At 36.0% G+C, this 18,661-nt stretch carries 16 protein-coding genes; 2 read left to right on the forward strand and 14 right to left on the reverse strand.

From position 1 onward, the window contains the following. Nucleotides 1-56: 56 nt before the first annotated feature. The 13 genes from FPZ44_RS16570 to FPZ44_RS16630 all read right to left on the reverse strand — a co-directional run bounded on the left by FPZ44_RS16570 (nucleotide 57) and on the right by FPZ44_RS16630 (nucleotide 13,620). Nucleotides 57-977 (reverse strand): glycosyltransferase family 2 protein, encoded by a 921-nt coding sequence (locus FPZ44_RS16570; RefSeq protein ID WP_144991899.1) that lies wholly within the window; start codon nucleotides 975-977, stop codon nucleotides 57-59. A 13-nt stretch (nucleotides 978-990) separates the two neighbouring features. Next, nucleotides 991-1,839, reverse strand: a complete 849-nt coding sequence (gene rfbD, locus FPZ44_RS16575) for a dTDP-4-dehydrorhamnose reductase (protein ID WP_144991900.1) — start codon at nucleotides 1,837-1,839, stop codon at nucleotides 991-993. Further along, entirely contained in the window at nucleotides 1,839-2,858 is a 1,020-nt protein-coding gene (rfbB, locus tag FPZ44_RS16580) for a dTDP-glucose 4,6-dehydratase (RefSeq protein WP_144991901.1), read from the reverse strand. Before rfbB ends, rfbD begins: the two co-directional genes overlap by 1 nt. A gap of 12 nt (nucleotides 2,859-2,870) precedes the next feature. Beyond that, the gene (gene rfbC / locus FPZ44_RS16585) at nucleotides 2,871-3,419 is read right to left on the reverse strand and encodes a dTDP-4-dehydrorhamnose 3,5-epimerase (RefSeq protein ID WP_144991902.1); all 549 of its coding nucleotides are present in this window, start codon (nucleotides 3,417-3,419) and stop codon (nucleotides 2,871-2,873) included. 18 nt (nucleotides 3,420-3,437) lie between these two features. Beyond that, a complete protein-coding gene (locus FPZ44_RS16590; protein WP_144991903.1) occupies nucleotides 3,438-4,181 on the reverse strand; it encodes a sugar phosphate nucleotidyltransferase in 744 nt (247 codons plus the stop codon). A 43-nt stretch (nucleotides 4,182-4,224) separates the two neighbouring features. Further along, nucleotides 4,225-5,334 carry a glycosyltransferase family protein gene (locus FPZ44_RS16595; protein ID WP_144991904.1) on the reverse strand — a complete coding sequence of 370 codons (1,110 nt, stop codon included), beginning with the start codon at nucleotides 5,332-5,334 and terminating at the stop codon, nucleotides 4,225-4,227. A 101-nt stretch (nucleotides 5,335-5,435) separates the two neighbouring features. Then, entirely contained in the window at nucleotides 5,436-6,884 is a 1,449-nt protein-coding gene (gene wsfD, locus FPZ44_RS16600) for a glycan biosynthesis hexose transferase WsfD (RefSeq protein ID WP_144991905.1), read from the reverse strand. A 12-nt stretch (nucleotides 6,885-6,896) separates the two neighbouring features. Next, complete coding sequence (locus FPZ44_RS16605) at nucleotides 6,897-7,838, reverse strand: lysylphosphatidylglycerol synthase transmembrane domain-containing protein (RefSeq protein WP_144991906.1); 942 nt, start codon at nucleotides 7,836-7,838, stop codon at nucleotides 6,897-6,899. A 13-nt stretch (nucleotides 7,839-7,851) separates the two neighbouring features. Then, nucleotides 7,852-8,268 (reverse strand): divergent PAP2 family protein, encoded by a 417-nt coding sequence (locus FPZ44_RS16610; RefSeq protein WP_144991907.1) that lies wholly within the window; start codon nucleotides 8,266-8,268, stop codon nucleotides 7,852-7,854. Between the two features lie 13 nt (nucleotides 8,269-8,281). Beyond that, the gene (locus FPZ44_RS16615; RefSeq protein WP_144992704.1) at nucleotides 8,282-9,181 is read right to left on the reverse strand and encodes a decaprenyl-phosphate phosphoribosyltransferase; all 900 of its coding nucleotides are present in this window, start codon (nucleotides 9,179-9,181) and stop codon (nucleotides 8,282-8,284) included. Nucleotides 9,182-9,221: 40 nt separating this feature from the next. Next, entirely contained in the window at nucleotides 9,222-11,504 is a 2,283-nt protein-coding gene (locus FPZ44_RS16620) for a methyltransferase domain-containing protein (protein WP_186786110.1), read from the reverse strand. After that, nucleotides 11,494-12,798: an ABC transporter ATP-binding protein gene (locus FPZ44_RS16625; protein WP_144991909.1), complete on the reverse strand. Its 1,305-nt coding sequence runs from the start codon at nucleotides 12,796-12,798 to the stop codon at nucleotides 11,494-11,496. The genes FPZ44_RS16620 and FPZ44_RS16625 overlap by 11 nt, the downstream gene beginning before the upstream one ends. 12 nt (nucleotides 12,799-12,810) lie before the next feature. After that, entirely contained in the window at nucleotides 12,811-13,620 is an 810-nt protein-coding gene (locus FPZ44_RS16630; protein WP_144991910.1) for an ABC transporter permease, read from the reverse strand. Between the two features lie 458 nt (nucleotides 13,621-14,078). Between FPZ44_RS16630 and FPZ44_RS16635 the strand changes: the two genes are divergently transcribed. After that, nucleotides 14,079-16,535 (forward strand): O-antigen ligase family protein, encoded by a 2,457-nt coding sequence (locus FPZ44_RS16635; protein ID WP_144991911.1) that lies wholly within the window; start codon nucleotides 14,079-14,081, stop codon nucleotides 16,533-16,535. Between the two features lie 36 nt (nucleotides 16,536-16,571). On the opposite strand, the gene galU is transcribed toward FPZ44_RS16635, so the two are convergent. Continuing rightward, nucleotides 16,572-17,444: a UTP--glucose-1-phosphate uridylyltransferase GalU gene (gene galU / locus FPZ44_RS16640; RefSeq protein WP_144991912.1), complete on the reverse strand. Its 873-nt coding sequence runs from the start codon at nucleotides 17,442-17,444 to the stop codon at nucleotides 16,572-16,574. 137 nt (nucleotides 17,445-17,581) lie between these two features. Between galU and galE the strand changes: the two genes are divergently transcribed. Continuing rightward, nucleotides 17,582-18,577 (forward strand): UDP-glucose 4-epimerase GalE, encoded by a 996-nt coding sequence (galE, locus tag FPZ44_RS16645; RefSeq protein ID WP_144991913.1) that lies wholly within the window; start codon nucleotides 17,582-17,584, stop codon nucleotides 18,575-18,577. The last annotated feature ends 84 nt before the right edge of the window (nucleotides 18,578-18,661 follow it).

The raw sequence follows: 18,661 nt of genomic DNA on the forward strand, positions 1-18,661 counted from the left end.
ATGTGACTATAACACAAAACCGACAGCACTTGGCTTTTCCCTCGCTGTCGGTCTGTTTATATATAGCCTATCATAATTAGAAATTGAAATAATCTCTGCTCTAACCATGATTGACGATACAGTCTGCACTTCTTCAAAAATCGATATCGCTGAATCCAATCCAATCGCGGTTCAATAAACCATTCTAATTGTTCTCTCTTTGAAGGCTCGAGAAGATGTGCATAATGTCGTGAAAATTCTCGTGCTTGGCGAACCAATAATCGTTTGCCTGAATGCTTACGGAAACTAGCCCATTTCTTCAGAATTAGCTCCCATTTAGATGCATTCCCACCTACTACATTATTTTCATGCTGTCGATACAAAATGGAAGGCTCTGCTTCGTACCGCACATCACCGAATGCAGATATACATAAGTACGCCCACCAGTCATGCATTAATATTGCATCAGTCTCTACCTCACTTTGAGCAAGTAAGTTCCTAGCCTTCTTATTAAAGGTTATTGTAGCACCAACTGCAATATTTTGAATCAATGCATTGTTAAATCCAGGTGACTGTTGTGGAAGTGCTGGCCATATATTTAACTCATTCAAATTCGAATCAACCATTTGGGTAGCTGTAAAGAACATGGCTGGCAATCCTCTTCCACTCAGGCTATCTACAGCTCTCTGTACTTTATCTGTCAGCCAAATATCATCCTGATCACAAAAACAGAAGTAGTCAAAACAATCATACGAAGCTTGTATGAGTTCCATGAAACTTCTGACCACACCTACATTTTCCCCTTGAATTAACCGAATTCTATTCGGGAAAGATTCCATAAAACTTTGAATTTCATTAATTGTGTCATCTGTAGAACCATCATCACGTATCAAGATTTCGATATTGGTGTAGCTCTGTTTAATAATACTATCCAGCTGTTGCTTAATATATCGTTCTCCATTATAAGTAGACAATAGTACTTGGACACTGCTGCTCACCTTGACACACTCCCTATTTGATACTACTTGCTAGTATAAAACGTTTCAACGCATCTTTCCAATGTGGGAGTGTTTCAAAGCCATTTGTTCGAATGCTTAGCGGTTCCATCACTGAATACTGCGGCCGTGGAGCAGGACGCGGAAATTGTTCTGTCGTACATGGGATTAACTCAATATCTATATTACTCCGCCTCATTATTTCTTCCGCAAATTCATACCAACTGCAAACACCTGAATTGGATGCATGGTATATTCCATAGCGTTCTGTCACCACCAAATTCAGTAAAAACTCCGCTAAATCAACTGTATAAGTAGGAGAACCTATTTGATCATGAACGATGGACAATTGTTCTCTCTCCAAACCAAGTTTCATCATTGTCTTCACAAAGTTAGTACCATACTGACCGAACACCCAAGAAGTACGTACGATAAAATAACGCGAAGAAAGAGTTTGTACTAATACTTCCCCCGCTCGTTTAGACTTACCGTATATTCCTTGCGGATTCGTATTGTCGTACTCATGATACGGCTTATTGCCGCATCCATCAAATACATAATCCGTACTAATGTATACAATCTTAGCACCAATTAACTCAGCGGCGACTGCTACATTACGAGTACCAACAGCATTAACCAAATAAGCTTGATCAATATCCGTTTCCGCCTGATCCACAGCTGTGTAGGCTGCACAATGTATAACTACATCAGGCCGTTTTTCGATGAGCACTTGCTGACATTGCTCTTGCTTCGTTATATCCAATTTGGTACGATTACAAGCTACAACATCATGTCCATGTCCAAGGAATAACTCCACAACATCCTGTCCCAGCTGTCCATCTGCACCAGTAACAAGAACTTTCATTAGTTACCACCCAAGCGACCGGCATACTGCTTATTGTAATATTCTTGATAAGCACCCGTCAGAATTCGTTTCCACCACTCCTGATTATTTAAATACCAACGAATGGTTTCTCTAATGCCCGTTTCAAAATTGTGCTTTGGCTGCCAGCCTAATTCAGTAGTAAGTTTTGTCGCATCAATCCCATATCTTCGGTCATGACCTGGTCGATCTTCAACATAACGAATTAAGGATTCAGGCTTACCAAGCTCCTTGAGAATTGTTTTAACGATCTGGATGTTTGTACGTTCATTGCTACCGCCTACATTATAAATTTCACCATTTACTCCTTTATGAACGACCAAATCAATCGCACTGCAATGATCTTCTACATACAACCAATCACGAATATTTAATCCATCTCCATACACAGGTAGTTCCTTATCTGCTAGTGCATTAGCAATCATTAAAGGAATGAGCTTCTCTGGGAAATGATAAGGGCCATAATTATTCGAGCAGCGGGTAATATTGATTGGGAGTCCAAATGTTTCATGGTAAGCACGAACAAGCAGATCCCCCCCAGCTTTACTAGCTGAGTAAGGGCTATTTGGAGCTAGAGGGGTCTCTTCCGTGAATAGTCCTGTTTCTCCAAGCGAGCCATAAACTTCATCAGTAGAAACCTGTACAAATTTTTTCACCTTATATTTTTTAGCTGCATCAAGTAATACTTGAGTTCCTTGCACATTTGTTTTCACGAAAATGCCAGGATCAATAATCGAGCGATCCACATGAGATTCGGCTGCAAAGTTAACAACAACGTCAACGCCTGTTTGAAATAGCTTATCTATCACTACTTCATCGACAATGTCTGCTTTTACAAAGGAGTAGTTAGGATGATCTTGCACAACTTGCAAGTTCTCTAAATTCCCTGCGTACGTCAATACATCGACGTTTATAATCTGATAGTTCGGATATTTATTAAGCATATAAATAACAAAGTTACTACCGATAAAACCGGCACCGCCTGTAACGAGTAATTTCAAGGCTTCTTCCCCCTACTCAAAATTCATTTCGGCATCTTTTAATAATGGGAGCTTTTCATCCTTAACTGATAGAATAGGATTGGATGTTGGCCAATCTATCCCTAGTGTCAGATCATTCCAACGAATTCCACGGTCATGCTCTTTAGAGTAGTATTCATCCACTTTATAAAAGACCTGCGTGTTCGGCACTAACGTACAAAAACCGTGGGCAAATCCTTTCGGAACTAGCAGCTGCCGTTTATTATACTCACTAAGAATAACACCAACCCATTGTCCGAAAGTAGGAGAGCTTTTACGAATATCAACGATAACATCATAAATAGCTCCAGAAAGCACACGTACAAGTTTCGTTTGTGCTTTATCATTCAGCTGATAATGTAAACCTCTTATTACCCCTGTTTCTACAGATAAGGATTGATTATCTTGTACAAATGTATGCTTTATACCGATTTCATGAAACTTCTTTTCATTATAACCTTCCATAAAAAAACCCCGGTGGTCACCATGGACCACCGGTTCAATTATACATGCTCCTTGTAAATCCAAAGGTATGACTTTCATCAGCGTATCCTCCCAAAATTACAACTTCAAGGTACCAAACTCACTACCAAAAATGATATCCTTCGCCAACTCGTTCGCACGAGCTAGAGAAGTATGCGTACCTGCATCAGTCCACCAACCTTGCAAAACATCAAAAGTAAGCTCTTCACGTTTAATATATGCATTGTTAACATCCGTAATCTCTAATTCACCGCGACCAGACGGCTTAAGTGTTTTAATGATATCGAACACCTTAGAATCAAACATATAAATCCCTGTTACAGCATAATTACTTTTCGGTTGACTAGGCTTTTCTTCAATAGAAATAATTCTCTCACCTTCGAGTTCAGCCACTCCATAGCGCTGAGGATCATGAACTTCTTGAAGAAGAATTTTCGCTCCACTACCTTGTCTTCGGAAATTATCCACATAAGCTGTAATATCGTCTTCAAAAACATTATCACCAAGGATTACAATCATTTGATCATTACTTACAAAATGCTCCGCTAAATCTAATGCTTGTGCAATACCCCCTGCTTCATCTTGAACCTTATATGTGAAGCAGACTCCTAATTCACTTCCACTACCTAAAAGGTTAACAACATCCCCCATATGCTCTTTACCAGTAACAATAAGAATATCAAGTATTCCAGCTTGCTTAAGTTTGTCTATGGAATGAAATATCATTGGATATTTTCCAACAGGCAGCAAATGTTTATTTGTAACTTTAGTTAAAGGAAAAAGGCGAGAACCCGTTCCACCCGCTAATATAACACCCTTCATATGTTGGTTCCTCCTCGATCACTTGTCATGAGAGTAGTCTTAATTAAAAGTGATTGTTACGCTCTATATATTTTTGAATAATAGTTTGTACCTCAACTATTCTCTCGTCCCAACCGTTGTTGTTAATAAAATTCATTGTTGCTTCTTTTGAACTCTTTGTTCTAGGCTCTTGTAATAACTCCCTAACAATATTCACTAAATCATTATTATTCGAATAAAGATATGCATAATCATTAAATTTAATCGTTTCTTGATACTTCACGACTATAGTAGGTTTATGAAGAGCAATATACTCGTACACTTTAACAGGATCAACTGATAAAATCAGCTCATTAATTTTAAATGGCATAATAAAAGCATCTGCCATTTGACAATGGTTAAATAGTTCTTCATGCTTAACTGTTCCTCGATATTGAATACGTGGATGTGATGGAATCTCGATTTCTTTGGGTCCATACAATACAATTTCAACATCATCAAAAGTGTTTACTACTTCTAAGATTGCTTCAAAATCAACCCACTCGCCTATAGTTCCAAAATAGGTGATACTAAATAGCTTTTTACGCTCAGCTAAATTAGTATACTGTATGTCATGCTGAAATACAGATTGTCGTTCTATTGCATTATTAACAACATATACATTGTCCCCCGAGCCTCGCTCTTTCATTTTTAATTTTAAATTTGCTGAAGAAGCAAATATAAAATCAGCTCGTTGAATTAATTGTTGCTCAAGACCATAAATAAAGTCCTTTATCTCTCTTTTTTGAGGAAAACCCATTACATCATCCATACAATCATATACTATGATGGAATTATTTAATCGACTGATATCTATAAATTGAAGCAATATCGGAGATGTAATCCATATAACGGTATAATCACCGTTATATATTTGCTTCAATTTGTTATGATTGATTGCAGTTTCAGCCATCCTCAACAAACGATACCGAGCTGACATGGGTACTTTTTTCAGTGTTTCAATTTGTTTCAAACTAGAAGCCCTACTATTTTTTATGGAATTGTTATCTGTGTATTTTTTTACATAAAACAAGTCGACTTTATATAAATCACTTAACTTCTCAGCTAAAAAATGTGGTCGTTGTTTTATCCAATTCCAATCCACATGCATTAGGTATGCTATTCGGTAAGACATCAATCCCACTCCACATTTTTACTTTTTATACATAATCGAAACAATTAAAAAACATGCCCATATCTAATTAGAGTATGGGCATTCTAGCAACATGATCATTTTTAGTTAAGCTTCTTCGCACCAAAAAATCTATTGTTAGTAATTAACTTCCAAACAACTATAAGGAGGCTAATAAAAATAGTTACATCAAATAAGACATTAAACAAGAATAAATGCTTTTCGAATTCATTCGTTCCTTCTCCTGCAATAGTTGCCGGTATTTGTAATACAGCAACTACTCCGATCATAAAGAAGTATTCTAAATGTAACTTATGCTCTTTTTTAACAGCTTTAAAGTATAAATATAACAATAATAGAGAGTAGGAAATGATATAAATATACAAGAACAAATATGATTTTCCAAAGAAATGTTCTTTTAAACTACTCCACCAAGATAGAATTGTAGCTTTTTCTCTTGGTGATGTATCTTCGCTCTTTTCGTAATTGCCCAAATAATCTGGACGTACAACAAAAAGAGAATTGCTATTTTTATTAATGATTTCAAACAATTTTGCAGGATTCTTTAAATAAAAGCCGACTACTTTAGAGTTAGAAATATTTTTGTTGAAGTTGTTATAAAACTCCTCAGTGTGTATATCCATCGGCTTATTAGCTAAAAAGAATGTCGTATCCTTAAGAATTGCGTATTCTGGTGTAACATTAAATGACTCCAAATCCGCTTCAGGGTTTGATGAATACTTTAATACACCTGAAAAAATACTATTATACTGGTTAACCTGCTTGATTGTTGCAGGCGTACTCATAAACATGGCAGCTGATGACAGCAATAACGTTAATGATACCAGCGACAGAATAACTCTGTCCTTTAATGTTTTATGAATCCACATCAATCTAATAGGAAACAATAAAAGAAAGAAACCAATTACACTGGTTTGAGTTTTGGCTGTTATAAATATAATTGTTGAAATAACGAACAACACAATCAATCCATAGTTGAGGCTATCCTTTTGAATAATATTAACTGACAAAACAATAGTAAGAAGTAAAAATATATAGGCAGCTGATTCACTATAAAATGAATTAAAATAACTAAGGTAACCAATATCACAAAAAACAAATAAGAATAATAAAATCATCGCCCATTTAATAATCTGGCTACTAGTTTTTATTTTTAGTAAAAAATAAAAACTTAGCAAGAATACTACCATATGAATAAAACCCAAAAAACGAATGTCAAATACATCATCACTTGTAAAAAGATTATCGACAAATACTGCAAACTTTACCAGAAACGTCTGAGAAGTAACATAATAATCATTTCCCAGCTGATGAGGCACTACAGGGATAGTTTCAAACTCTGTTGTTATATAATCAAAAAACATATTAGAATTATCTTTATCAAAGTACTTTAACCCAGCATTGTCCATAACCCTTATAAAGTCACCATTATTAGCTAAACCTACTACTGGTCTCATTAATAGAATATAGGTTAATAGTACACCTAATACAACTAATAATATTGCCCCTGTTCTTTTATTTATGTGACTCATTACAAAACCCCTCTATATATACTTGGTTTTCTTTTTGAAAAACACTATAATGCCTATAGCTACTCCTAACCACAAGGTAATTACCCTTATAAGAAGAGTCAATGATATAGCCAGTGATTTTTCAACTCCAAATGACAGGAATAATCCCGTCATACTGATTTCAGAGACTCCCATTCCACCCGGCAACATAGAAACTGCACCAGCCAATGTGCCGAAAGAGAAAATAAATAGATTATGCAAAAGCGATAAATCAAGGCCTAGTGATTTCGTGAAAATATATAACGATATACAGTCTGTTAACCAAGCAAGCGCACTGAGTAAAATAGATATCGCAAGCGGTTTGAATTTAAACAAATCCTGTGTATTACCGTAAAATTGTATAATGCTTTCTTTCCTCTTCTCAACCCACTTAACTTTACACAAGAACTCTATAATACTAATACTAAGTTTTGGTCTTTGTAAGATAAATAATGTTATAGTAAGACCTAAAAATACTGTAAAAAACAAAACTACTCCGAACGAGAACAAAGTAATCCCTAAACTCATTATAAGTAAGATTCCAAACAAATCAGTTATCCATTCAGATAAAATTACAGGGGAAGATTTAGATAGTTCTGTTTTGTTCAGTTTCTTCAAGGAATGAATTTTTATTAGTTCCCCTACTTTACCTGGCGTGATTGACATGGCCCTTCCAATCCAGTAAATGTTAAACGAATCTCTTTGAGGAACATGAATCCCTACTGTGTTGAGTAAATACGACCACTTCAAAAATCTCAGGTAATAGCCTAAAAATGATATCACGATTGTTGCTAATAAATAAATTGGATGAATCTTTGATATAGTTTCAATAATTAAATTTATATCACCTAGTAAAATAAATAATAAAAATACAAACGCCCCAATAAACACACCAGTGATTATCTTGGTTCTTAGCTTTTCATTATTCTCTAACAAAGTATCTCACACCTTAAGAAAAAGACTGAAAAATAATGTTTAATATATATCCCAATATTACTCCCAAAACCAAACCACCCAAAACCTCTACTTTAGTATGCCCCATACGTTCTCTGAGCTTTTCTTTTTTGTCCTTATATTCTAATTGATTCAATACCTTTGCATGCTGCCCTACAAATATCCGTAATCCTGTAGCGTCAATAATTACTATATACGTAATAGCAACAGCCAAGCCAAAAATAGGACTAAAGAAACCTTCATTTAAACCTACTAAAATAGTTGGCGTGGTAATTACAGTCGTATGAGTACTTGGGAATCCACCATTACCAATTAAATTTTTAGCTTCATTCTTAAAACGCACATAATTAATTAAATATTTAAGAACCCCTGATACAAACCACGCAATGAAGGGAGCTAGAAAATATGGCACTCTAAATACCACCTTACTCGAAATATTTTAAAATAATAAAAACGGAAGATGCGTACATGATCACAGTCACCAATATATGCTTGTCTTCCAACAAAACTTTTTCTGGTGCTCCACCTTGTTTTTCAATATGTATGAGATACAAATATCTAAACATCCCGTAGATCACCATAGGAATAGTCCACATCAAATGAATAGAGTGTTCAGATGTAAATGTGAACATAGAGTAACTTATTATTGTTGCAGTGGTTACGATAGCACTTAGCTGATTTAAAAATTCTGAAGAATAACTATCTAGCACTTTTCTATGAGTACCTTTCTTATTCTCTAACAGTTCAAGTTCATGCTTTCGCTTATTAATTGCCATAAATAGCGCTAATAACATCGTACAAAGCAAGAACCATGGTGTGAAGTTAACACCAATGGCTAACCCCCCTCCAATAGCTCTCAATACAAAACCTGCGGCGATAATCATAACATCCAAAATAACAACGTGCTTCAGTCTTAGCGAATAAGCTACATTTAATAAGAAATATATTGCTATTGTCACAAAGAACAATGGATCAATTACTAAAGAGAGAATTAATGTAGAAATCAATACAATAGCTCCGAAACAAATAGCTATATTAGCGTTTAAAGCACCCGATGCCATTGGTCTAAATTTTTTCTCAGGATGTTTTCTATCAGCCTCTCGATCAACATAGTCATTCAGGATATATACACATCCTGAAATAAGGCAGAACAAGAAAAATGCAATAATAGAATTATATACCATATTAACATTTAATTTGCTCAATGAAAACAAAGGCGCTGCAAACACAAGTAAGTTTTTAGTCCACTGCTTTGGGCGCATTTGCAGTAACAATAACATGAAAATATTTGATTCGCGCAACGCACCTTCGGTATTATCCATCATCTTAGTTGATAGTTTCAATTAATTCACCTGTTTCTATTATTTATAGTGAATCGTTGTTGTCTATAAGTTGAGCTATATGCTTAGCTTTTGACTTCCACGTATTGTCTAGCGCTTCACTGTTTATAATTTGGTTATACTCCACATCATTTCTCATACTTAATGCTTTATCAATAGAATCAATAAATGAATCATGATCTTTTGCAACAAGTACTGACTTATACTTTCGGCATTCAGGCAAGTCACTAGTGACAATTGGATGACCTAGCGCCATGTACTCGAATAGTTTTATAGGTGATGTAGCCTCTGTAATTTCATTAATTAAAAATGGTATTGTTGAAACATCAAAATGTACAGCATACTTAGGAAGTTCCTTATAATTAATCGGACCAACAATACTAATGTTCTCATACTTGCCTAAGTCATGTTGCTCCAAAGAACCATCGTAATTCCAGCCAATCAATAGTATTTCATAATCCGGTCTTTCAGATGCTAGTTTTTCAACTAGTCTATAATCAAACCATTTAGCTAATGCACCAAAGTATCCAATAATCGGCTTCTTCTTGTTAACTATTTTTTTGATATCATCTGGTACTACGCTCTTATCCACTGACTGAAAATGATTCATCTCTACTCCGTTAGTTACTAGCTTAAAATTATTACTACGGTATTGAGATACTTCTTGATAAAGCTTATCTGCAGTGGCAACTACAATACATCTTTCATCTTTCAATACATCCAAATGTCTTCCAATTACATTATTTTTCGATGTACAAAGATCTTCGTGTAATGCGTCCAAATACTCATACAAAACCTTATTTCCAAGTTGCAGTTGTTCATGAATAAACTCGGATGTGATCTGACCATCTTGGGCATAGACATGTACAATACGAGACTTAATATTTTTCATTAGCAACTCATACTGATCTGTTATATAAAGATTTGGATAGCCTTCGTATTCCTTAAAGCCTCTAACATCATCGTAATGATTGATTGTGCAATAAAAATACAAATAGCCACAATCTGATAGGTTAAGTGCTATATGCTGCGGTCTTTGGAATAAAGGTATGTCCCAATCTAGTAATGGTGGATAGATGATAATTGGTTTATCTTTATGATGCGATAAGATTTTTTGTAAATTGTATTCATTCTCACTCTTATATCGAATATTAATATATTTCTTTTTTAGTTTAGAATAGACTTTTTTCGTCGTTACCTTTACTCCATTATTTTTAATGGATTTAAAAAATTTACCTATATTCGATCCATCACGCAGTTTATAGTATTTCCTTGCAACTTTCCACAAATTAGAGTCATGAATTTTATTCAATTCAAGTGTAACTGCATATCTCTCATCGATAAGCTTAGCAACTTCATACTTTTGTTTATCAACTTCCTGCTTTTGCTGCTCCACTAACTTTTTCTCTTTTAATAAATCAGCTTGGATTTCAAGAATTTCTCCTCTACATTTTTCAAGCTCTTCATGAACTTGAACAGACTTCTGAGAGAGTGTTTTAATTTGGCTATCAAGTTGATTTACTTCATTTCGGCAAGCTACCAATTCACTTTCTTTCTGCATAACGTGTATCTGGGAAGAATGTAGCTCTTGCCTTAGACTTCCATTAAGATCCAATAGTTCAGTTCTCTGTTGTTCTATTCCTTTTAAATAAAGGACATTATAATCAAACTTTATGTTCTCTATATCAACTGTATTTGAATTAGCATAAACAACAAAGACTTGTTTACCATACCAAGGTGTTTTAGGATCTCTCCTACAATCAATTTCATTAAAATGCACCAAATTGAAATTGTTCATAGCAACAGGAAAAGTATTATAATCAAATGTGTAAAAATGTTCACTTATCCTGTCGTATTCTTGGAAAGGCAACAATAAAATAATATACTTCGCCGTTACTTCTGTGAGCTTTCGTATAGATTCCATTGGATTTAAGAAATGTTCAAATGTATTAGAAGAGAAAAGAACATCGTACTTTTTTGATAGTTCTTGAATATTTCCGCATATAAAATTCAAGTTTGGGTAAGCTAATTTTGCTTTATGAATAGCCGACTCAGAGAAATCCATTCCTACTAGTTCGTTTTCTGCAAAAAACTGAGATAATACGTGTACACCATCACCCTCAGCACAGCCTGCATCACAGAAACTTAGCTTATTGTCTTTGATATCCTTTGATAACCATTCAGGAAATTCTTTAATAGCTAAGTTCACGAAATACCCGGTTTGTTCTCTCCCTTTATTTTCTTCCCAATCTGTATCGAATCTATCGTCCCAATACTCCTTTGTGTTCACAGCATTTTTAGACATCATTTTCCAGCTCCAAATAATTAATTTTATGAATAACAGGTACATTCATTACGCCGAACAATATTTTATCAGAGGTAACTTGGAAGTATTTGGCGCCTTCAATATAATCATAGTACTCTGGAATTGTATTTTTCCGATCTTCAATTGCAGCGACTAGTACATATTCTCCAGGAGTTAGATAATTATAGAATTCAAAAGATACTCTCGCATAGTTCCCTGACTTATTAATTTGGAATCTCTCATTATCAAAAGTTGTAGATACAACCAAATCAAGTCCAACTTTATTTTTTATCGAGACTGCAATACTCAAATGTTCAAGATCCATGATTTCGGAAACATAAAATATGATGTCGATTTGAATATATTGCCCCGTGGATATACTATCTACTTTCTTTTTCTTTTCATTAAACATTTCTACATAACGAATAGAATCGGGAGAGCTCCCCCACCTATTTAACGGTTTGAAATCACTTCTCTCGATATTATTTTCAGTCAATGCTACGCCGCTCTTACTCGAAGTTCCCATGCTATTTTGTCCTGCTTCATTTTTACTTAATTGATTCATATACTCAATATAATTAGAGGTAACTTGAGTAGCATCTCCCTGCTCAAAAACTACCCCTTCATTAATCCAAAGAGCACTGTCACAGAAGTTGCGTACAGCATTAATATCATGGGATACAAATAGAATAGTTACGCCCTTTTCTTTCAACTCTCTAAATTTGTTATAGCATTTCAATTGGAATCTAACATCACCAACAGCCAGCGCTTCATCAACAATTAATATATCAGGATCAACATTTATTGAAACTGAAAATGCAAGTCTAGCAAACATACCGCTTGAGTACATTTTGACTGGTTGGTTTACGAAATCTCCAATGTCAGCGAATTCAAGAATACTTTCTATTTTTGCATCAATTTCTTCTTTCGATAGTCCTAAAATCGTGCCATTCAAATAAATATTCTCAATCCCGGTATACTCTGGATTAAATCCTGCACCTAGTTCTAACAGTGCTGATACTTTGCCTTTAATATTAATTTCTCCAGAACTTTGTGATAGGACACCGGTTATAATTTTCAACAAGGTAGATTTACCCGAGCCATTTTTCCCGATTATCCCCATTGTCTCGCCTTTTTTCAATTCTAAAGAAACATTTTTCAAAGCATAATATTCATTGTGATACTTTTTCGATGTCAGACTGAATGATTCTTTCAATCTGTCTATCGGTTTTTCATACAATCTGTAAACTTTCGAAACATCATTCAGTTTAATAACACATTCGAAATCCGTACTCATATCATAAACTCCTCATAGCACATCAGAAAAATGTGGTCTTAATTTTTTAAATAAAGTCACGCCAACAAACAAGAGAACTGTACAGAATCCCCAGAAATATATAGTTAGGCTTGGTCTTTCCCAAAACCAAGTATGATATAAAAATGTCTGTCTATACCCGTCAACAATATAATATAGAGGATTTAATTTTATAAAAATCTGATACTTCTCTGGTAAAATATCATACGACCAGAAGATCGGTGTTAACCAAAATCCAAATTGCAAAATCATATTTAGTATCTGTCCAACGTCCTTAATAAAAACAATTAAGGCCGATAAAACCATCGTTAACCCCGTTACAAGCACCAATGTTGCAAATAGATAATAAAAATACTGTAAGTAATATATGGTGTTAGGGAAATCGTATAAGTTAAGCAGCAAGAACAAAATAGATACAAAGAAAATATGAATAAATGAAGCTGAAATTATTTTTACAACTGGCAATATTTCAACTTTGAAAACTACCTTTTTAACTAAATAGCTATTATCCACAACTGCATTTGCAGCACCAGAGACACTTTCAGAGAAAAAGAGCCATGGGACCATCCCTGATAATAACCATAGAATAAAAGGAATATCTCCAATAGGCATCGACCTAAATCCAACTTGAAAAACAAACCAGTAAATTAGAATCATCAATGCCGGGTGTACAAATGCCCATAATATTCCTAAATATGAACCTAAATGTTTGGATTGAAAGTCTTTCTTCGATAAGCGAAGAATAAGAGACTTATTAATATATATGTCTTTAAAAAAACCAAAGAAATCTCTTAACACACTCATAACGCCAAATTATCCTTTCATAATACGATTTATCTTTCATCCTGTAAAAGCTCTATCTTCTACATCAATACACATCTCATTAAAAAGAGTAATGACTATTCCGTAAAAGAAGCTTTATGTTCAAATGCTAGTTACTCGGTTACTCCTTTCAACATTGTTTTCGACTATCCATGTCATCCTAAGTATCAAATGTATAGAATCAATTATTCAAAGTCGGGGAATTATTTCTTCCCCCGTAATCCCTTTACTGTATACCTACTATAAACATAACTTTTCACAGAAGAGATTTACAGAATATGTATAACTATTCTTGATAACGAACAAGAGAATAAACATGCAAACCTATCTATATGTCAACTTGTACCCACACATTTATAATATAGATATTTGCTTTGACTCGAGTCCATTTTTTATTTATGGTAGTATAAGAAAAAATGCTCAGTAAAGGAGAGTAAAACTTGTCGACATATGGATATGTAAATCCATCATCTAAAGGCGGTAAAGATTCAATCCAGCGCCCATGGATTTTGGTTGGAATCGTCGTGCTTTTTTTAATTTGGTCACCATTTAGAACTGCTCTATTCAACGGACAGATCAGCTCTTTTGAAGAACCAATCTATGCTGCAGTGCTGTTTTCAGCAATACTAGGCTTTGTAATGATACCCACAATTGCTAAACAATTCAAGTGGACTAGCCAGCATGATACTCTTAAGCTACTTATATTTTTACTTCCAATAAGCTATGGAGTTTCGCTAATTAATGCAGCTTCTTCTTATCTAGCCGTCAATATGCTGCTAATTATGACGATATATGCGCTATTTTTTATCGCCTCGTCTATTATAACGCAAGATGGCGCCTTAAATCGAATTTTATCAATAACTTTAGTAGCTACATCTTATATGATTGTCCTATTCGGATTACTCCATTGGTTAGGAAATGGCCCTGGTGTTACATCACTAGTCAAGTGGCTTGGAGTTCCATTATCAGATGATGGACAAGTTTATCGCGACGCAGTTATGGTTGACTCTAACGGAGCGCGTCTAACATCTGTCTTCCAATATGCGAATACATACGCAGCATACCTTATGGCATTCTTGTTCGCAGCACTTTACCTCATAGGAATAGATAAAAAATGGTGGGGCCGAGGCATTCATAGCTTTATGCTCGTACCAATTGTTCTATCCATTTTCCTGACGTTGTCTCGTGGTGGACTTGTATTGCTGCCAGTAGTATTCGTAGTGTTGTTGCTATTCTTGAAACCACATCGCCAGATTATATGGATTGTACATCTACTAATAAGTGGTATAGCAACTATTCTGATTTTAAATCCTGTAACAGAATTAGGGCTTCAATTACAGCAAACTTTCAATACAGGGCAATCTTTAAGCGGATGGGCGTATATCTTAGTTGCATCCCTAATCTCAGCAGTATTATCGCTAGCTATAGAACGTTGGGTTGCTCCTTTGCTTGAACAAAAACTAAGCCGTCTTTCTGCACGTAAAGCTTCATCATTCTTTATTCCAGTAGGCGGTGTTGTACTAGGGGCAATCGTAATTGCACTCCTTGCAGGTACAAGTGCAAAAAATATACTTCCTGAGAATATCAAAGTTCGATTCGAAAACATTAACTTTGAGCAGCACAGTGTTCTTGAACGTATTACCTTCTATAAAGATTCTGCTAAAGTAATAGCTGACTACCCACTCATTGGTGCCGGTGGTGGTGCATGGGCTGCATTGTATGAGGAATATCAAAATAACCCTTATACATCTCGTCAAGCTCACAGCTTCTTTATGCAATATGCGGTTGAGGTTGGTCTAATTGGTTTCGTATTGTTTATGGGAATTCTCATTTATATTTACACGCAATATATTCGTTCTTACATTCGAGCTTCTGAAGAGAAACGTGAAAGTTACTTCCTGTACTTCATTATTGCAACTTCTATTCTCGTGCATAGCTTAATGGACTTTAATATGAGCTATGTGTTTATAGGCGTACTTGTATTTATTGCACTAGGCGCCATGACTGCCGCCATAGATGACAAACCATTGAAACGCTTCACTTGGCAACCGAAAAAGGTACGTATCGTATTTAGTAGCATCATCGGTGTACTATCTCTAACATTACTTATTACTGCAAGTGTATTTATAAGTGCAGCAAACGGTCATGCTCAAGCTCATGAAACAGCCCAAGCTTCTAATAATTTCAATGAAATCATTGAACCGCTTGATAAAGCGTTAGGTATACGTCCTACTCACCCTGACTATGTGAGATTTAAGACATCCCTATTAGTTCAGGTATATCAACAAACCCAAGATGATGCTTATTTCAATGAGGCAAAAGATCTGTTGTTATCTACTCTAGAACATGAGCCTTCAAACCGGAACTTATGGAATCAACTTGTATCTGTATATGCAAGCAAAGGAATGGAAAAAGAAATTTATGATATTTTCCATCAAAACAAGGAACGCTATCCTTGGGAGCTTGATTGGTATGAAGAGTACATGAAGATTTCTTCCCGTTTAGGGTATGTCTCACTTGAAAATGAACAAGAAAAGAACAAATATCTAGGTTCCACGTTACAAGCACTTGAGCATATTGAACAAGGTATGGAGCATCTCAAAACATTGCCTAAAGGACAGTTACAGGGTGATCCATTCCACATAACTAACAAAGTAGCCTTGTATGCTGGCCAAGCTTATTTCTTACTTGGTCAAACTCAAGAAGCACACGATATGATGAAGCCTCATTTACAGGCCGATCTTAAGGATCAAACGAATCGCGAGCTAATGAGATGGTATCTAGCATCTGTACAAAAGCTCGGATTAAAAGATGAGACAAATCTAGCAAGCTTACTTGCAGCTGATCCTAATGAACAAGCTCAGCTCGACTCATTAGTGAATTTAAAACTAAAATAACAATAAAAATGGCACGGGATTAATCCCGCGCCATTTTTATTTACTCTTTTCAAGTTGCATCTCCATAAATTTCAGTAGCTCACCTCTTAATTCAGGACGCTGTAGTGCAAAATGAATCGTAGTCTCGATAAACCCCAGCTTCTCTCCGACATCATGACGCTGCCCTTCGAAGTGATACGCTAACACCTGTTCTTCTTTCCCGACAGCAGCAATAGCATCCGTTAATTGTATTTCACCATTAACGCCAGCCTCTTGCGCTTCAAGAAGCTCAAAAATTCTTGGAGTAAGTATGTATCTCCCCATGATCGCCCAATTCGAAGGTGCAGAACCAACCGGAGGCTTCTCCACTAAGCGTTCTGTGGTCATAATTCGTTCTGTCAGCTGACGACCTGCCACAACCCCATATCTACTAACATCTTCCCAAGGCACTGGTTGAACCCCTACAACGGAAGATTCATATTGTTCATATACATTAATCATTTGTTTTAGACAAGGCTGTTCTGCCTGTACGATGTCATCTCCCAACAGAACCGCGAATGGCTCATCGCCTATAAACTTACGAGCACACCAAATTGCGTGCCCTAACCCACGCGGCTCCCTTTGACGAATATAATGAATATTCGCCATTTCTGAAGACTTGCGAACTTCTTCAAGCAACGCCAATTTATCTTTTTCCATCAACACATGTTCAAGCTCGAAGTAATTATCAAAGTGATCCTCAATTGCTCGTTTTCCTTTACCCGTAACAATAATAATATCTTCAATTCCTGAAGCAACCGCCTCTTCCACGATGTATTGTATGGTCGGCTTGTCTACGATAGGAAGCATTTCTTTTGGCATTGCCTTTGTAGCAGGCAGGAATCTCGTTCCTAGACCTGCAGCAGGAATGATGGCTTTACGAATCTTCACTTGGTCATCCCCTTAGCTTTGATTTATAATCAAGATAAAAGACATTATACAAACACCTTCTACCTTTTACCAATTCAAAACATTATACTACAATATAAGCTTTAATACATATAACTAAAATCAACAGGAGGAAACCCATGAGCATTCTTGTGACAGGCGGTGCAGGGTATATCGGTTCTCATACCGTACAAGCTTTACTTGATGGTGGTTATAATGTTGTCGTTGTTGATAACCTCACCACAGGACATATTGAATCGATCAATCAAGCTCAAGTTAAATTCTATTCATGTGATATTAGAGATAAAGAAATGTTGAGCCGTATTATGCGGGAGCACTCTGTTGAATCCGTTATTCACTTTGCTGCCAGCTCCTTAGTGGGAGAAAGCATGAAAGATCCAGCAAAATATTATGACAACAATGTGTACGGAACTCAATGCTTGCTCGAGGCAATGTCATCCCAAAATGTAAAACATATCGTTTTCTCATCAACCGCTGCAACTTATGGAAATCCCAAGCAATTACCTATTCTAGAAACGGAACCAACCATGCCAACAAACACATATGGTGAAACGAAGCTTACAATGGAACGTATGATGCGATGGTTTGAGCAGGCATACGGAATGACCTATGTAGCACTTAGGTATTTTAATGCAGCTGGTGCTAGCGAAAACGGGGCAATTGGTGAGGATCACACACCAGAAACGCATCTTATCCCTCTTGTACTTCAGGTTGCTTTGAATCAACGGGAACATATTTCTGTATTCGGCGATGATTACGATACTTCGGACGGTACATGTATTCGTGACTATATCCACGTCTCCGATTTAGCAGACGCTCATGTTAAGGCACTTCAGCACCTACAAGACGGTGGTACTAGCGATGTATTCAACCTTGGTAATGGTAACGGATATTCCGTATTAGAAATTATTGAAGCAGCACGCGTCGTAACCGGACATTCCATTCCAGCTCGTATGGAAGCAAGACGTGAAGGTGATCCAGCAATCCTCATCGCAGATGCTTCCAAGGCTAGAGAACAACTGAAATGGGTTCCCCAGTGGACGGATATTCAGCAAATCATTTCTTCAGCTTGGAAATGGCATCAGGCCAATCCAAAGGGTTATGCTAATGAATGATAGAAAAGCTCTAACAGGCACCATCTACATCGTTAAAAAAATCCCTCTACACGACACCTATTATTAGGAGCGTGTAGAGGGATT

The sequence above is a fragment of the Paenibacillus agilis genome, from assembly GCF_007786455.1.
Taxonomy (GTDB): Bacteria; Bacillota; Bacilli; order Paenibacillales; family Paenibacillaceae; genus Paenibacillus_B; species Paenibacillus_B agilis.